The organism is Novosphingobium sp. SG751A (assembly GCF_013149295.1).
In the GTDB taxonomy this organism is placed as follows: Bacteria; Pseudomonadota; Alphaproteobacteria; order Sphingomonadales; family Sphingomonadaceae; genus Novosphingobium.
In genome coordinates, this window is record NZ_JABGCB010000001.1 from 206,463 (window position 1) to 221,490 (window position 15,028).

Consider the following 15,028-nt stretch of genomic DNA (forward strand, 5'->3'; position numbering starts at 1 on the left):
ATTTCCACCGTTTGAGGTGACCCATGAGCAAGTTGAACAAGGCCATCCGCGCCATCGGCAAACGCCGGGCGCGGAACAGGGAAGTGCGTGCCCGCTCCAGGCGGGCCGAACGGCGCGATGTGGCGCAGCAGCTGGCCGCGATGGTGCGGCACGATCCGGTGAGCGGGGTGCAGATCCTGCCTGATCAAGGGAGCGAGGCGGAATGAGCGCGCAGGATGATATCGGGCCGGTTGGCCGGTTGCGGAAGTTGCCGAACTGGCGTGTTTTGCAGTTGGCAGAACAGGTCAAGGGTTTGGCCAGTGCCGCTGTTGATCATGCCCGGAGTGGTGATGTGAACAGCCTTATGGCAGCCAGAAAGGCGCTCGAAAAAATCGAACAGCTGTTGGCGGATGGTGGCGAATAATGGCCCTGCCCGCTTCATTCCTCGACGCGCTGCGCGATCGGGTGAAACTGTCCGAACTGATCGGTCAGACTGTCAAGGTCGTGAAAGCCGGGCGGGAGTTTAAGGCCTGCTGTCCGTTTCACGGTGAGAAAACGCCCAGCTTCACCATCAATGATGCCAAAGGTTTCTATCACTGTTTCGGGTGCGGCGCCCATGGCGATGTGATCCGGTGGATGATGGATGGCCAAGGGCTGGGCTTCATTGATGCGGTGAAAGAGCTGGCCGCGCGTGTGGGTGTCGATATGCCGGAGGCCAGCCCGGAACAGCGCCAACGCGAGGAACGGATCGACACCGCTCGCGCCGCGCTGGACAAGGCACAGGCCATTTATCGCCGGCAGCTTGAACCGGCTGGTGCGGTGCTGGAATATCTAAGCCAGCGGCGCATCGGGCCGGAGGAAATCGAGGTATTCGGCATCGGTTATGCGCGCGGACAGGATGGGTCGCTGCGCGGTTCGGGCATTGGTGAGCGGTTGGGCGTGATGGCCGGGCTGTTGGTGCGGCGCGAGGATGAGAGCCTGCGCGAGGTCTTTTATGATCGCATCACCATTCCCATTCATGATGCGCGCGGGAGGCTGGTGGGTTTTGGCGGCCGGGTTTGGCCGGGGCGGCGGGGCGATCAGCCCAAATTCGTCAATTCGCCCGACAGTCCGATTTTCGACAAGGGCCGGACACTGTTCAATCTACATCGTGCAGCACCAGCGGCCCGACCGCTGGCCGCGAACCGGCTGATCGTGGTCGAAGGTTATTTCGACGTGGTGGCCATGACGCGTGGGGGTTTTCCCGAATGTGTTGCGCCCATGGGCACAGCCTTGACCGAAGCGCAGCTTGAGCGGCTTTGGCGGGTGCATCATCGGCCGATCCTGTTGTTCGATGGGGATAAGGCAGGGCGCGCGGCGGCCTTGCGCGCGGCGAAGCTGGCCCTGCCCGCGCTTGGGCCGGGGCGCGAATTGCGCGTTGCCTTATTGCCGGAAGGCAAAGACCCGGATGATTTGTTGCTTCTCGATGCCAGCGGCATGGGCAAGCGGGTGATTGTAGGCGCCCTTGAAGCGGCCAAGCCACCACATGAATTGCTGTTTGAGGCAACCGCCGATGGGGTCGATCGCGAGTCGGCGCCAGAGGCCATTGCCCAGGTGTGGGCCCAACTGGCGGATATGGCCGGGCAGATCTCGGAGCCGGAAACGCGGGCGCAATATCTGGGCTTGTGGCGTGCGCGGTTTGAGCGCGAGATATCCGCGGTGCCCCAGATCGTGCCCGAACAGGCGTTGCACTCGATCACCTATGCCGATGATGGCGATTACGCCTTTCCCGAAAGTGAAAGCGACAGTGCCGGACGGTTGATCGCTCTTGTGCGGGCCGTGTTGAAGCGGCGCGAGGAGCGGCGCGCCATCACCGAGGAAATCAGGGAATTGATGAAAATGGCCGAATTGGCGGGCTTTCAAAAGAAGGCCATCACCGCCGCGGTGCAGGATATCGAAAGTGATCTGGAGCACGGCCCGGCCAAGCGGGAAGAGGATGAAATGCAGCGGGTCTTGTATCGGCGCGTGTTGGGCATTCGTGGGCCCATGACAGAGGCAATGATGCCCCAGTTGATTGAAGGCCGCCCGCGCGGGGCCAGTCCGCAAATCAAGCGGCGGGCTACGGTTCATGCCCTGATCGATGCGGGTGGTGCCTCGGTATGAAGGCGATGTCCGCATTGGAGCGGTCGAAATTGCCCTTGAACGATCTGGGCAATGCGAAACGGGTGTATGAGGCCGCCGAAGGTCGGTTGCTGTGGCTGGCCGATGCGGCAGGCGGGAAAGGCGGCTGGATTGCCTTTGACGGCGTGCGTTGGTCCGCCGATGTGGGTCCGGCGCATGCGCTCTCCTATGCCCAACGCGCGGCGATGGCCATCACTGATGAAGTTCATGCCCTGCGCGAGGCGGAGCCGGATGAGCTGGCCCGCGTCTATGGCGGCAGGTTCAGCAAGGAAATGGCGGATGAGCGCGTCAATCTGCTTTGGGCTTGGGCGATGAAGTCCGGCGATTCGGCCAAGACAACCGGCATGCTGGCCCAGTTTAAGGGTCTTCGCGATTATGAGGCATCGGGCGGTGATGTGGTTGAGGCACCTTTTATCACTCAAGCATGGTCGCGGGATTTCGATGCCAGGCCGATGGCATATCATTGCGCCAATGGAACGTTGCTGTTCGAGAAATTGCCGGGAGGGGAATGGATGCACCGTTTCGAGCCGGGGCATCGGCCTGCCGATCGCTTCATGCAGGTAGGCAATGTCGCCTATGATCCCGATGCGGTGCCCACCGAATGGATGAAGCGTATGGAAGTGATGCACCACGATCCGGTGCAACGACAAGCCCTGCGCCGGATCTACGGCATGACGCTGACGGCGCTGATATCCGATCAGGCGTTCTACATCTTTCAGGGTAAGGGGCAGGACGGCAAGAGCGTCACCAATGATATTATCTGTCAGCTGCACGGCGCCTATGCACGCAGGGCCGATCCCAAAACGTTTCTGGAAGGACCATCACAGGCCAGCGCCTCGCATCAAAGCGACATTGTACGCCTTTCGGGCGATGTGCGGCTGGTAGTCATGGATGAGCCCAAAAAGGGCAGTACATGGGATGGACAGCGCATCAAGCAGGCCACGGGCAGCGAGATGATTGCGCGCGGGGCCCATGCCACCACGGAATTGAGCTTTAAGCCGCATTGGCAGCTGATCGCGGAATGCAACGGGCTACCCAAGCCGCCCAGCGATGATCGCGGGTTTCGCCGGCGCTTCAAGCTCTATCCGTGGGTGGTGCAGTTCGGCGTCACGCCCGGCGTGGCGGATGAGCCGGTGCATCTGGTCACTGCCCGGTTGATGGCGGAGAGTTCTGGTATTCTGAACTGGATGATCGAAGGCTGTCTGGAATGGCTTGCCGATGGAAACATACCGGAGCCGGAAATGGCGAAACGGGCTACGGCCTCGTTCTGGTCGGCCAGCAGCGCTTTGGGCGAATGGATCGAGCGGTGTTGCGATATTACCGATCCGGAAGCCCGGTCGGAGGCTACGGCCCTGTATCAGCACTTCCGCCAGTTCTGTATCGAGCGCGGCGATAAGGAGGATCACATCCTCAAGCAGACCAGCTTTGGACTGCGCCTGAACGAAGCCCAGATCTATTCCGTGCCAAATCATTCAACTGGCAAGAAAGAACGTGTGGGTATCCGCCTGAAGGGTGCTGGCGACCTGGCCGGTTATGCGTCTACACACGGTGCCCCGCGCGCCAGCGATAGCACCGGCTCTCAGGATTGGGATAACCTGCCTGATGTCGATGATGATCCGTTCGGCGGCCCGGCGTAGCGATGTTGTGTCAACTGTTCGGCCAACTGTCTGCTCAACTGTCTGAAAGACTATCAGGCGATAATGATCGGACCAGAAGCTGGCAGGAAAAAGAGCGGCGATTTTGGGCAACTGAACAGTTGAACAAACACCCGCCAGACAGTTGGCCAGACAGTTTGAGCGCTTGATTTCGCGGGGTTTCCGACAGTCCTAACACCTTTGCGCCCAATTGATACCGGGCCTGTGTGCGCACCCACGCGAGAATATGAAATCTGTAGTTAACTGTAGGGGTATCGGAAGATGGCTAGAAAGGACGTTGAGCTTGAAGCGGCTGAGAACACGCTGATCGAGGCGTGGGATGCGCTGATGCGGGTGCCTGACCGGGAAAAGGGCTGGCTGCGTGCGGGAGAGCGGTGTTGGTGGCCGGAGATCGTGCGTGATGCGGTCACCGACTATAAGGCGGATGAAGCGCCCCGGCGCCCGTTGAGCCGCCGTGAGGTCGATCTGATGGATCGCGTGTTCATCCAGCCGGGTGCGTTGGTGATGATGCTGACGGATGATCAGCGCCGCCTGTTGGGCATTGTGCTGGCCCACAAGAGCCGCAAGATGGGTGAGGATGGGTTCTGGCCTGCGGTGCTGGGTGCATGGCGCAGGCTGCCCGGTAATGCCAAGCTGGGCACCACAGACGGGTTACGGGTGCGCTATGAGCGGGCATTGCAGCGGTTGGCGCGGGCGGGTGGATTGGTGGCGCTCTCGGCTTGGTGAGTCAGGAGATTGGCGGATTTGCTGGGGGTTGACGTGTCAAGAGTCTTCAACCCTCAACCCCCTAAATAAAGGGTGTTCGTTTCAACCCCTGTTTGGGGGTAACGTAGGTCATCATCGGGGCATCGCGTGTTGATCGCTGGATGCCCCGGCTCTCTCTTCGAAAGGTTTGGTGGCATGGCGGGCAAGCGCAGGCTGATGGCCGCGCCCGGTCGGCTGGTGGCGGCGAAGCCTCGATTGGTGGCTAAGCCCAAGGTAGCAGAGCCTATCTATCAGTCGGCAGAGTGGCGGGCCTTGCGGGATGCGAGGCGGAAGGATGCCGACTATCGGTGTGCGGTGTGCGGGTCGAAGCATCGGCTGATCCTCGACCACATCCGCGAGATCAGGGATGGCGGCGCGAGGTTCGACCCGAAGAACACGCAATGGCTTTGCAGGGTTCACCATGGGGTGAAGACCGAGGAGGCCAAGAGGGCGCGGGTTGGGTTGGTCGGGTGACTGGGTAGGCCGACCAGCGCAAGGCCTCCAAATCATTGAAAAATGGCTGATTTCAGCCACTTTCGCGGGGTCGAATGGGTGCAGCGAGGGTGCCTCGACCATCCACCTGTGACATTGATGCAACACCAAAGGGGGGGGGTGGGTCAAAATCGGGGGGTCTGGGCCGTCTATCACCGCCCCTCCCCCCATTCGGAGATTTTTTCCTTGGTCGATGAAATTTCGGACGCTGAACCGGGCCTGTTTGGCTGGGTTCCGGCCCCTGCAAAGGGGCAAGGGCGACCGGCCTATCTATGGACAAAAGAAAAATCTAATAAAGTCATGTGCTTATTTGCATCAAGCCATTCGGTTAAAGATGCCGCTGCCGTTTTAGGCTGCGATGCCAAGACCTTCCGCAAGGTTTTTTCCCGCGAGGTGAAGTACCGCGAGATCGCGATGCTCATTATCCGGTCGGGTATGATGGCGACCTTAGTAGCCGAAGCCGAGGGTGGCAGCGTCTCGGCTATCAAGCATTTGGACAAGATGCTGGCTGCCGAAAAGATGCGGGTGGATAGCGCTGGTTTTGCAGATAAGCCTGCCGCTGCTCAGAAGGCAGCTGCCAAGCCCAAGGGCCTCAAGGAAACCCGGCGTGAGAATGCCTATACCGCTGGTGTAGGCGATGATGAATGGGGAACCCTGCTTCATGGCAGTGTGCCAACTGGCGCCCCCAACTGACCATGGGTGATATGAGCGGTGGGTGGGATTTCTCCTGCCCTGACTGGAAAGATCGGCTTGCCGAGGGGCGCAGCCTGATCCCTTCCTTGCCGCTTAATCGCGAACTGGCCAACCGTGCGGTCAAGATCTTCAACAAACTGCGCCTGCCCGATGTGGTGGGCCTGCCGGAATTGCGGACGCATGGCGGCAACTGGCAGCGGGAAATTCCGGCTGTCATCTTTGGTTCACTGGATAGGAACGGTCGGCGGCATGTCCGCAAGCTGCTGAACCTGATCCCGAAGAAGAACAACAAAACCACCGGCAGCGCAGCTATCATGCTGACCGCGCTGCTGATGGATGATGAACCGCGCCAGAGCTATTCGCTGTTGGGCGCAACACAGAAGATTTCCAACCGTGCCTTCGCCCAGGCGGAGGGCATGATCCTTGCCGATCCGGTTCTAAAAGACCGATTTCATATTCAGGCTTACAACAAGACGATCAAGGATCAGGTCACCGACTCGATCCTTTCGGTTCAGACCTTCGACGAAAAGATCGTCACGGGCGAAATCCCCAAAGGCGCGCTGGTCGATGAACTGCATATTTTGGGCAAGGTCCATTATGCAAGCCGCGTCTGGGGCCAGTTATGGGGCGGCATGGTGGCCCGTCCGGGTGCTTTCCTGCTGGCGATCACCACGCAATCCGATGAACCGCCCGCCGGGCTGTTTAAGGAAGAGTTGGATCTGGCCCGCGCAATCCGCGACGGGCGATTGACGGGCAAGGCAGCCAATACCCTGCCCCTGCTCTATGAGTATCCGGAAGAGATCCAGACGGATCGCAACCGGCCATGGAAGAACCCGGCAATGTGGCCGATGGTGCTTCCCAACCTTGGGCTGTCATGCCACCTCGACCTGTTGGAAGAGAATTTTGCCGAGGCAGAGGCTAAAGGCGAGGCGGAGCTTATCCGCTGGGCCTCGCAGCATCTGAATATTCAGCTGGGCCTTGGCCTTCATGCGGCGCGGTGGCGCGGTGCGGATTACTGGCTGTCGCGCGCGGCTCCGCAAACCGGTGTGCCGTGCGATGATGAGGTGCAGCCGGATACGGGTATGCCGCCGTCCGACAGGGCCGATCTGTCGAATATTGATTGTACGCTGACACTGGCCACGCTGCTGGCGCGGTGCGAAGTGGTAACGGTCGGTATTGATGGCGGCGGCCTGGATGACCTTTTTGCCCTGACCGTAGTCGGCCGCGAAAAGGATACGGGGCGCTGGTTGATGTGGACGCGCGCTTGGGCGGTGCGGTCGGTGCTGGACCTGCGTAAGGACATTGCATCATACCTGCTTGATTTCGAACGTGATGGCGATCTGAAACTGGTGCCCATTCTGGATGATATCATCCAGCAGGCGGCCGATTTGCTGGATACCATCCGCAACAGCAACAAGCTTCCCGAAGCCGGTGGCATCGGCCTTGATATGGCCCTGATCGGGGCGCTGGTCGATGAACTTGTGAAGCGGGGATATGACGCGGGCGATGCTGTCAGCGGCCGTTCCGGCCTGATCGAACCTATCGCCCAGAATGCGAAAAACCTCTCATCCGCGATCTGGACGGCGGAAACCAAACTGCATGGCGGCAAACTTCACCATCCCGGCCAGGGGATCATGACCTGGTGCGTGGGCAATGCCAAATCGGAAGACAGGGGAAACGGCGTGTATATCAGCAAGCAGGCAACCGGGCGGGGGAAGATCGACCCCCTGATTGCCGGTTTCAACGCCATCAAGCTGATGGAGCGTTCGCCCGTAGCCGCCGGGCCCAGCGAATCGGTCTATGCCACGCGCGGCCTTTTGGTGCTCTGATCCATGAACTGGTTTTCCCGCCTTTTGGGTTCGGCTTCGGCCGGGCCATCCGCCGCTGCGTCTGAGCCTGATTATTTCAACGGCCCGCGCGCCGGTGTTTCGGGCACTATGATCAGCATCAATACGCCCGAGGAGCTGGAACAGGCCCTGCGCCTCGGCAACATGTCGAATTCGGGCGTACCGGTGAATGAATGCACGGCGCTGAAGGTCGCAACGGTCTTTGCCTGCCTGCGCATCCGCACCGGCGCCGTTGCCAACACACCGTTGGGTATCAAACGCAAGGTTGATGAACGCACCCGCGTTGATGCATCCGACCATGAGGCATGGAAGCTGCTGTGCCGCCGCCCGAACAAGTGGCAGACGCCGCAGCAGTTCAAGCGGATGATGGAAGCGCATGTCCTGCTGCGCGGCAATGCCCATGCGGTGAAGGTACGCGGCGTAGGCGGCAAGGTCATTGCGCTGATCCCGCTGCATCCGGATCGGGTGAAGCGCGCGCAGCTTGACAGCGGCGAACTGGCTTTCACCTATACCCGCAAGGATGGGCGCCAGTTCGTCTATCCTCAGGAAGACATGTTCTACCTCACCGGCCTGTCGCTGGATGGAGTGAACGGCCTTTCGGTGCTGCATTTCGCGCGCGAGACGATTGGCGGCATGCTGGCCATGGAAAACCATGGCAACACCGTGTTCCGCAACGGCGCCAATGTATCGGCCGCGTTCAAATTGCCTGCGGGCAAGGCGCTGACCAACGAACAGAAGGATTACCTTCGCGCACAGTTGGACGAATATCGGGCGGGCGGCGCGCGCGAGGGCAAGGCCATCGTTCTGGAAGACGGCCTTGAATACGAACAGATGGCCCTGACATCGAAGGATCTGCAATGGTTGCAGGGCCGCGAATTCGGCCGCACCGATGTCTGCATGTTCTTTGGGGTCCAGCCCCATATGATCGGCATCACGGCGGGCAACACCCAGCTGGGCAGCAGCATTGACGGCCAGACCCAGAATTTCGTGACCTTCAGCCTCGAAGATAGCTTCATCGCATGGGAAGAGGCCATCGGTCTGCAACTGCTGAAATGGGACGTGTTCACGGCCCTGTACGCCCGGTTCAACCGCAACGCGCTGGTGCGTGCGGACTTCAAGACCCGCTGGGAAGGCTACGTCAAGGCCATGCAATGGGGCGTGTTCAGCCCGAACAAGGTGCTGGCCAAAGAAGACGAAAACCCGCGCCCCGGCGGCGATGTTTATTACGATCCGCCGAACACGGCGGGCACCTCGAACAAGGACAATAGCAATGTCGCTCCGTAACCTGCCGCAGGCGGCCATGCCGACGCGCCCGCAGAATTTCCAGTGGGACGCGCCCAGCGATGTTCTCTCCCGCTGGGCCGATGTGCCGCAGGCCGCCGCCAGCGATGACGCCAACACGATCACGATCTATGACCAGATCGGCGTGGATTGGTGGACGGGCGAAGGCACCACGGCCAAGCGCATCGCGGGCGCGCTGCGCAACATCGGCAACAATCCAGTGGCGGTGAACATCAATTCGCCCGGCGGCGATATGTTCGAGGGCATCGCCATCTACAACCTGCTGGCCGCGCATCCGGCCAAGGTGACGGTAAATGTGCTGGGCCTTGCCGCCAGCGCCGCCAGCATCATCGCTATGGCGGGCGACACGATCAACATGGGCGTGGGTTCGTTCCTGATGATCCACAACGCTTGGGGCGTGATCGTGGGCAACAAGAACGACATGCGCGCAGCGGCCGATACCTTCGACGGCTTCGACGGCGCGCTTGCCGATATCTATCATGCCCGCACCGGCATGAAGCTGGCCGATGTGAAGGCGCTGCTGGATGCCGAAACCTGGCTCAATTCGTCCGACGCCATTGCCAAGGGCTTTGCCGACGCGACGGTTGCCGATCCCGCACCGGCCGCAAAGGCCGATGCGCGGGATCATGCCGCCATTCTGGCCCGCCGCCGCACCGAGGGTGCGCTGGCGCAGGCCGGTTTCTCCCGCGCCGATCGTCAACAGATGATCAGCGCCATGATGGGGTCCAGCGCGATGCAAACCCCACCCGACGCCGCGCGCGATGCAGGCGCCTTCGACCAAGCAGACCATGCCGCCGCGCAACGGCTGCTCGCAACGCTCTCCGTTTAAAGAGGTTCCACCATGAACATGATGACGCCTATTCGCCGCTTTCGCGGCCCTGCCCTTGTGCGTGCTGAAACGCCCACCCCTGCCGCCACGCTCGATGCCATCAATCGCGCCGTCACCGAAATGCGCGCGAAGTATGATGAAGAACTGGCCGCTGTTCGCAATGGTCAGTCGGATATCGTCCGCACCGAAGAGGTGAACCGCATCAATGCGGCCATCACTGAACTGACCAACACGCTCAATGCGCAGCAGGAAGCGATTGCCGCCGCCGCCGCGCTGGGCGGCAACGGCCGCAATACGCTGAGCGCCGAAGCGCGCCAGCATGCCGAGACCTTTAACCGCTGGTTTCGTCGCGGCGATCAGGCGGCCGAAGCCGCTTTGGGCGATCTTCAGGTGCGTGCAGGCCTGACCACCCAGAGCGATCCCGATGGTGGCTGGCTGATGCCGGAAGAGATGGACCGCACCATCACGCGTGTTCTGAGTGTGGTTTCGGCGATGCGCGGCCTGTCGCGCGTCATCAGCACGGCTACCGGTGAATATTCCGCGCTGGTGTCGCAGGGCGGCGCGGGCGCCGGTTGGGTCGGCGAAGAAAGCGCCCGCCCGGATACGGGTACGCCGCAGCTGAGCAAGATCGAGCTGGAAACCGGCGAGATCTATGCCAATCCGGCCGCGACCCAGCGCGTTCTGGATGATGGGTTCATCGACATTGCTCAATGGCTGGCCGATGAAATCTCGATCACCTTTGCCGAACAGGAAGGCGCCGCCTTCATCAGCGGCAATGGCATCAACAAGCCGCGCGGCATCCTCTCCTATACGCCGGTTGCCAATTCCTCCTATGCCTGGGGCAAAGTCGGTTTCGTCGTCACCGGCGGCGCCGCCGCCTTTGCCGCATCCAGCCCGACCGATGCTCTGATGGATCTCTATTATTCGCTCAAGGCAGGCTATCGCAATGGCGCCAGCTTCGTCACCAGCGATGCGGTGTTGGGCACCATCCGCAAGTTCAAGGATGGCCAGGGCAACTATATCTGGGCGCCGCCCACTGCCGATATGCCCGGCACCATTCTGGGCAAGCCGGTGATGACGGATGACAACATGCCCGCGCTGGGTGCCGGCGCGTTCCCCGTTGCCTTCGGCAATTTCCAGCGCGCCTATACGATCGTTGATCGCATGGGCACCCGCGTGTTGCGCGATCCCTATACCGCCAAGCCCTATGTGAAGTTCTACACCACCAAGCGCGTGGGCGGCGGGATCACCAATTTCGAGGCGATCAAGCTGCTCAAGTGCTCGACCTGATCAGCGCCTAGGCGGGTTGTAACTGCATCCCGCCTCCTTCCAGCGCTGGATATGATCCGGCGTTTCACCAAAATTTGCGGAGAAATCCCATGGAAGACATGCATTCGAACATCGCGCTGGCGGTGGCGATCGCTGCTGCGGCTTATGCGGCGGACAGCACCGCCGTCACTATCGACCGTCTGGGCTATGATTCGCTGGAAATCGCGCTCAATATCGGTGTTGGTGGCATCACCTTTTCGGGAACGAACAAGATTGAATTTGTTCTGACCCATTCGGATGATGACAGCACCTATACCGCTGTCGCCGATGCGGACATGCTGGGTGTTTCCGGCATCACCAATGGCATCATCAAGGCTTTGGTCGCCGCCCATGCCGCAGCGGCCGTCTATCGCTTCGGTTACAAGGGCGGAAAGCGCTACCTCAAGCTGGTCGCCGATTTCAGCGGCACGCATGGTACGGCCACGCCGATTGCGGCCAGCGCCATTCTTGGCGATCCGGCGCTGGCGCCGGTGGCCAATCAGGCCTGATGCCGGATAACTGGCGGGCCGGGCCATTCCGGCCCGCCATTTTCCCAATCACGATTTTCAGGAGGCGATCTTGGGTCTGACACTGGTCACCCCGGCCACCGAAGCGCCGATCACGCGCGATGAGGTGAAGGTGTGGGCGCGGATCAGCGCGGACAACACCGCCTTCGATGCTGCCATCGATATGGTCATCCCCGGCGTCGTGCGCCAGATCGAGAAATACACCGCCAAGACCATCAGCGAACAGGTCTGGGAACTGACCCTCGACGGGTTTTGCAGCGTGATCGATCTGCCGCGTGGGCCGGTCACGGCCATCGACAGCTTCACCTATCTGGACAGCAACGGCACCTCGCGCGACGTGATGGCCAGCACCTATGTCCTCGACCTCACCTGTTCGCCCCAGCGCGTCCTGTTGGAGCCCAATGCGGCTTGGCCGTCCTATCAAAACCGCCTGTCGGTCATCACCATCCGGTTTAGGACCAAGATGCTGGACGACATGGCGGCGGCCGACATGAAACAGGCGATGATCATGCTGGCGGCCTATCGGTTCGACCATCCCGAGGATGGCGCCATTCCGGAGGGCATCCGCGACCTGCTGTCATCCTATCGCGATCTGGTGATCTGATGGCGGACTATGGGCGAAACAGCGGCGCCCTGCGCGACCGTATCCAGCTGCGCCGCATGCAGCTGGTGGACGACGGCAAGGGCGGCCAGACCAAGGCCCCGATCATTTATGCGCAGCCCTATGCCCGCATCGAGGATCTGGGCGGCCGCGAATCGGTGATCGCCCACGCCTTGCAGGGCATAAAGGCCGTCCGCATCACCATCCGCTGGCAGGAAGGCGTTTCCGAAGAGGATCAGGTGATCCTGCCCGATGGCTCCGAAGTGACGGTCACCGCGCCGCCCACCGATCCGGATTATCGCCGCCGCTGGCTGGTCATCATGGCCAGCAACGAAAGCGTAGTGAGGGCCGAATGACCCAGACCGTCGAAAACCTGTCCGCCACACTGTCGTTTCTGGCCTCGGTCGAGCCCGCCGCGCGGCGCAGGCTGGCGCAGGAGCTGGGTGATCTGGGCGAACAGGCGCTGGCGGTTCAGATGGCCGCCGCGCCGGTCCGCACCGGCCGCCTTCGCGATGCGCTGACCGTCGCCCAGGCGATCAGCGGCCTGCGCGTCCGCGTGGGCTATCCCGACCTGAAATCCGGCCGCGATCCGCGCTTCTATGCGATCATGCAGGAGGGCGGGGTCAAAGCGGGCGAAAAGACCGTCACTCGGCTCAACAAGCGCAAGGGCCGCACGGTCCAGAAGGGCCGCGTCAAGGTCTATCCGCGCAGCACCTATATCATGCACTGGCGCGCTCGCGAAGGTCGCCATTTCGTCCATCAGGAAAGCCGCTTCGATCAGCTGCTGATCGCTGTCCAGGATCGCTTCTGGGCCGAAACCCTCAATGATGTCGGAGCCTGACCTTGGCCGAAGATGTTGACCTTCTGACCCCGTCGCAGGACGCGCTGTTCGCCGCGCTGGCGCCGCTGGCGGGCGCGGCGGATCGGCCGGATGATCTGTCCCCCGATCTGGCCCAGCTTCAGGTGTTTCAGCATCTGCCCGAAAACACCCAGCCACCCTATATCCTGATCGGCACCATCGAGGCCGATGATTTCGCAAGCCGCGATGAACAGGCCAGCACGATTAAGGCCGAGGTCATCACCGTTTGGCGCGGCAACCGCCGCCGCGAACTGCTCTGGATGATGTGGCAGGTTCGCCGCCGCCTGAATTATCAGCGCATCGCCGCCGATGGCGCCGCCTTCAACCGCCCGCAGATCGAGAAGGAAATCGCCAGCGAGGCCATTGCCGACGGCGTGACCTACACCGGCCTGTCCACCTTCACTTTCACCGCTCAACCTGCCTGAGGAGGGCATTATGACTGCTATCCACCAACTTGGTAAAGACTATCGCGTCAAGATTTCGGACGGCGCCGGTACGCCCGCATTCCTGACCATCGCAGGCGAACAGAAGGTCAGCCGCAAATCCAGCAGCGACGCCATCGACACCAGCTCGAAGGACGACGGCGCCTATAAGACCGGCACCTATGGCCAAAAGACCATCTCCCTGTCGGTCAACGGCATCACCAAGATCCCCGATCCGGGCTATACCCGTCTGTATGCCGTGCAGAAGCTGGCCCTGCCCGAGGTCGAGGTTCAGCTGGTCAACACCATCACCGATGAAGTGGTGTTTCAGGCCGTCATGGGCGTCGGCAATTTCGCCGATGATTACGACCAGAAGACCGGCGCGACCTGGAGCCCCGATCTGACGCTGGCCGCTGCGCCCACCATCGATATCGTGCCGACTGGGAGCGACTAATGGCAGTCAATCGTAAACCTCGGGCCGGGCGTTCTGCCCGGCCGAAGGCCAATCCCGTTCGCGGCGAGGCCACCCTCACCCTTGCCGGGGTCGAATATGTCCTTCGCCCCACATCGGAAGCCGCCTTTGCCATCGAGGAGGAACTGGGCGGCAGCATGTTGCTGCTGGTCCAGCGCGCGGGCTCGGTGGCGCTCAGCTATCGCGAGCTGGGGACCATCGCGGGGGCCTTTATCCGCGCGGGCGCCGCGCCGGATGACAAGCTGACCGCCAACATCAATGATGATGCGCTGGCCGACCTGATCTATGCCGAGGGTCAGGTAAAGGTTCTGGGCATCCTGTCCGCCGTGATGGCCAATGTCGTGAACGGCGGATACACCCCGCAGGGGGAGCCGCGCGCGGTGGCGGAGACCCCGTAGAGGGCCATGCCCGCTACCGCATGCTGATGGGCGTCATGATGGACGCCTTTGGGTGGAGCGCGGATCAGTTCTGGCGATCCACGCCCCATGAAATCTGGGCCATGATCGAGGCGCGGCAAAGGGCGAATGCGCGGATCAATCAGGAGTGATCGTCATGATGCATCTTGCTCACCATCCAGACCAGCTGATGTTGCAACGGCATCAGCGACAGATCGAAGACTTGCAGCTAGCTGTTTCGCTGCTTTCGTCTCAACTTCGGCATATGGAGTGTTCGATGCGAGGCCGTGAACCTTCTCCGTCCAGAAGAACGAATTACTGTCCAGCGGCCCACCGTCCTTCACTCGCCCGGTGATATAAAACGTTACGCCAAAATATTCTGGTATTTCAGGCGTCCCGATAACATTGACCGTGGTATTGCCTTCTGTTGTTGAAGTGGTCGGAACTTCATCAACCTTGTTGAAATATTGAACTGAACCATAGCCCACAATCACTTCAAGGTCGCTCATAAACCCTCCGAATCGTTGAAGGGCTTACGGTGGTCTACCTATTCGGATGAGTCCAGAGAGGCGCGCAGGATGCGGCGGATGGCTTCGGGGCGGGTCAGGGGTTCGCTCTGGGCGGCGATATAGGCGTCGAGGGCAGCCAACTCCTCGGGCGGAAACCGCGTGTTGACTGGCGTAGCATCGACCTTCGGTCGTCCTCGCGGTTTTCTAGCGCTGGGTAATGTTGACATAGGCATT

The 15,028-nt window shown here is 61.1% G+C and carries 20 protein-coding genes; 19 read left to right on the forward strand and 1 reads right to left on the reverse strand.

Features of this window, described 5'->3' with window-relative positions; translation table 11 throughout:
- Window positions 1-23 precede the first annotated feature (23 nt).
- The 19 genes from FHW96_RS01080 to FHW96_RS01170 all read left to right on the forward strand — a co-directional run bounded on the left by FHW96_RS01080 (window position 24) and on the right by FHW96_RS01170 (window position 14,437).
- On the forward strand, window positions 24-206 hold the full coding sequence (locus tag FHW96_RS01080; RefSeq protein WP_172338706.1) for a hypothetical protein: 183 nt from the start codon (window positions 24-26) through the stop codon (window positions 204-206).
- Window positions 203-403, forward strand: a complete 201-nt coding sequence (locus FHW96_RS01085; protein WP_172338707.1) for a hypothetical protein — start codon at window positions 203-205, stop codon at window positions 401-403. The genes FHW96_RS01080 and FHW96_RS01085 overlap by 4 nt, the downstream gene beginning before the upstream one ends.
- Entirely contained in the window at window positions 403-2,121 is a 1,719-nt protein-coding gene (gene dnaG, locus FHW96_RS01090; protein ID WP_172338708.1) for a DNA primase, read from the forward strand. The genes FHW96_RS01085 and dnaG overlap by 1 nt, the downstream gene beginning before the upstream one ends.
- Window positions 2,118-3,776, forward strand: a complete 1,659-nt coding sequence (locus FHW96_RS01095; RefSeq protein ID WP_172338709.1) for a phage/plasmid primase, P4 family — start codon at window positions 2,118-2,120, stop codon at window positions 3,774-3,776. Before dnaG ends, FHW96_RS01095 begins: the two co-directional genes overlap by 4 nt.
- 279 nt (window positions 3,777-4,055) lie before the next feature.
- The gene (locus FHW96_RS01100) at window positions 4,056-4,520 is read left to right on the forward strand and encodes a hypothetical protein (protein WP_172338710.1); all 465 of its coding nucleotides are present in this window, start codon (window positions 4,056-4,058) and stop codon (window positions 4,518-4,520) included.
- Window positions 4,521-4,694: 174 nt separating this feature from the next.
- The gene (locus tag FHW96_RS01105; RefSeq protein ID WP_172338711.1) at window positions 4,695-5,012 is read left to right on the forward strand and encodes an HNH endonuclease; all 318 of its coding nucleotides are present in this window, start codon (window positions 4,695-4,697) and stop codon (window positions 5,010-5,012) included.
- Window positions 5,013-5,216: 204 nt separating this feature from the next.
- On the forward strand, window positions 5,217-5,723 hold the full coding sequence (locus FHW96_RS01110) for a hypothetical protein (protein WP_172338712.1): 507 nt from the start codon (window positions 5,217-5,219) through the stop codon (window positions 5,721-5,723).
- 2 nt (window positions 5,724-5,725) lie between these two features.
- Window positions 5,726-7,552 (forward strand): terminase large subunit domain-containing protein, encoded by a 1,827-nt coding sequence (locus tag FHW96_RS01115; protein WP_253950670.1) that lies wholly within the window; start codon window positions 5,726-5,728, stop codon window positions 7,550-7,552.
- A gap of 3 nt (window positions 7,553-7,555) precedes the next feature.
- The gene (locus tag FHW96_RS01120) at window positions 7,556-8,854 is read left to right on the forward strand and encodes a phage portal protein (RefSeq protein WP_172338713.1); all 1,299 of its coding nucleotides are present in this window, start codon (window positions 7,556-7,558) and stop codon (window positions 8,852-8,854) included.
- Entirely contained in the window at window positions 8,841-9,701 is an 861-nt protein-coding gene (locus FHW96_RS01125) for a head maturation protease, ClpP-related (RefSeq protein WP_172338714.1), read from the forward strand. Before FHW96_RS01120 ends, FHW96_RS01125 begins: the two co-directional genes overlap by 14 nt.
- Before the next feature lie 12 nt (window positions 9,702-9,713).
- Window positions 9,714-10,991, forward strand: a complete 1,278-nt coding sequence (locus FHW96_RS01130; protein ID WP_172338715.1) for a phage major capsid protein — start codon at window positions 9,714-9,716, stop codon at window positions 10,989-10,991.
- 89 nt (window positions 10,992-11,080) lie between these two features.
- Complete coding sequence (locus tag FHW96_RS01135; RefSeq protein ID WP_172338716.1) at window positions 11,081-11,518, forward strand: hypothetical protein; 438 nt, start codon at window positions 11,081-11,083, stop codon at window positions 11,516-11,518.
- A 70-nt stretch (window positions 11,519-11,588) separates the two neighbouring features.
- Window positions 11,589-12,140, forward strand: a complete 552-nt coding sequence (locus FHW96_RS01140; RefSeq protein ID WP_172338717.1) for a hypothetical protein — start codon at window positions 11,589-11,591, stop codon at window positions 12,138-12,140.
- Window positions 12,140-12,493, forward strand: coding sequence for a phage head closure protein (locus FHW96_RS01145; protein ID WP_172338718.1), 354 nt, complete (start codon window positions 12,140-12,142; stop codon window positions 12,491-12,493). Before FHW96_RS01140 ends, FHW96_RS01145 begins: the two co-directional genes overlap by 1 nt.
- Complete coding sequence (locus FHW96_RS01150; RefSeq protein WP_172338719.1) at window positions 12,490-12,978, forward strand: hypothetical protein; 489 nt, start codon at window positions 12,490-12,492, stop codon at window positions 12,976-12,978. Before FHW96_RS01145 ends, FHW96_RS01150 begins: the two co-directional genes overlap by 4 nt.
- A 2-nt stretch (window positions 12,979-12,980) precedes the next feature.
- The gene (locus FHW96_RS01155; protein WP_172338720.1) at window positions 12,981-13,421 is read left to right on the forward strand and encodes a hypothetical protein; all 441 of its coding nucleotides are present in this window, start codon (window positions 12,981-12,983) and stop codon (window positions 13,419-13,421) included.
- A 10-nt stretch (window positions 13,422-13,431) separates the two neighbouring features.
- A complete protein-coding gene (locus FHW96_RS01160) occupies window positions 13,432-13,872 on the forward strand; it encodes a phage tail tube protein (protein WP_172338721.1) in 441 nt (146 codons plus the stop codon).
- Complete coding sequence (locus FHW96_RS01165; protein ID WP_172338722.1) at window positions 13,872-14,288, forward strand: GTA-gp10 family protein; 417 nt, start codon at window positions 13,872-13,874, stop codon at window positions 14,286-14,288. The genes FHW96_RS01160 and FHW96_RS01165 overlap by 1 nt, the downstream gene beginning before the upstream one ends.
- A gap of 20 nt (window positions 14,289-14,308) precedes the next feature.
- Window positions 14,309-14,437: a phage tail assembly chaperone gene (locus FHW96_RS01170; protein ID WP_172338723.1), complete on the forward strand. Its 129-nt coding sequence runs from the start codon at window positions 14,309-14,311 to the stop codon at window positions 14,435-14,437.
- Window positions 14,438-14,440: 3 nt separating this feature from the next.
- On the opposite strand, the gene FHW96_RS01175 is transcribed toward FHW96_RS01170, so the two are convergent.
- Window positions 14,441-14,794, reverse strand: coding sequence for a hypothetical protein (locus FHW96_RS01175; RefSeq protein WP_172338724.1), 354 nt, complete (start codon window positions 14,792-14,794; stop codon window positions 14,441-14,443).
- Window positions 14,795-15,028: the final 234 nt, after the last annotated feature.

Excerpts from the sequence above, each read along its gene's own strand:
- FHW96_RS01135 (WP_172338716.1), top strand. The coding sequence starts at position 11,081 with ATGGAAGACATGCATTCGAACATCGCGCTGGCGGTGGCGATCGCTGCT.
- FHW96_RS01080 (WP_172338706.1), top strand. The coding sequence starts at position 24 with ATGAGCAAGTTGAACAAGGCCATCCGCGCCATCGGCAAACGCCGGGCG.
- FHW96_RS01085 (WP_172338707.1), top strand. The coding sequence starts at position 203 with ATGAGCGCGCAGGATGATATCGGGCCGGTTGGCCGGTTGCGGAAGTTG.
- FHW96_RS01100 (WP_172338710.1), top strand. The coding sequence starts at position 4,056 with ATGGCTAGAAAGGACGTTGAGCTTGAAGCGGCTGAGAACACGCTGATC.
- dnaG (WP_172338708.1), top strand. The coding sequence starts at position 403 with ATGGCCCTGCCCGCTTCATTCCTCGACGCGCTGCGCGATCGGGTGAAA.
- FHW96_RS01175 (WP_172338724.1), bottom strand. The coding sequence starts at position 14,794 with ATGAGCGACCTTGAAGTGATTGTGGGCTATGGTTCAGTTCAATATTTC.
- FHW96_RS01145 (WP_172338718.1), top strand. The coding sequence starts at position 12,140 with ATGGCGGACTATGGGCGAAACAGCGGCGCCCTGCGCGACCGTATCCAG.
- FHW96_RS01130 (WP_172338715.1), top strand. The coding sequence starts at position 9,714 with ATGAACATGATGACGCCTATTCGCCGCTTTCGCGGCCCTGCCCTTGTG.
- FHW96_RS01150 (WP_172338719.1), top strand. The coding sequence starts at position 12,490 with ATGACCCAGACCGTCGAAAACCTGTCCGCCACACTGTCGTTTCTGGCC.
- FHW96_RS01095 (WP_172338709.1), top strand. The coding sequence starts at position 2,118 with ATGAAGGCGATGTCCGCATTGGAGCGGTCGAAATTGCCCTTGAACGAT.
- FHW96_RS01115 (WP_253950670.1), top strand. The coding sequence starts at position 5,726 with ATGGGTGATATGAGCGGTGGGTGGGATTTCTCCTGCCCTGACTGGAAA.
- FHW96_RS01105 (WP_172338711.1), top strand. The coding sequence starts at position 4,695 with ATGGCGGGCAAGCGCAGGCTGATGGCCGCGCCCGGTCGGCTGGTGGCG.
- FHW96_RS01170 (WP_172338723.1), top strand. The coding sequence starts at position 14,309 with ATGCTGATGGGCGTCATGATGGACGCCTTTGGGTGGAGCGCGGATCAG.
- FHW96_RS01160 (WP_172338721.1), top strand. The coding sequence starts at position 13,432 with ATGACTGCTATCCACCAACTTGGTAAAGACTATCGCGTCAAGATTTCG.
- FHW96_RS01165 (WP_172338722.1), top strand. The coding sequence starts at position 13,872 with ATGGCAGTCAATCGTAAACCTCGGGCCGGGCGTTCTGCCCGGCCGAAG.
- FHW96_RS01125 (WP_172338714.1), top strand. The coding sequence starts at position 8,841 with ATGTCGCTCCGTAACCTGCCGCAGGCGGCCATGCCGACGCGCCCGCAG.
- FHW96_RS01120 (WP_172338713.1), top strand. The coding sequence starts at position 7,556 with ATGAACTGGTTTTCCCGCCTTTTGGGTTCGGCTTCGGCCGGGCCATCC.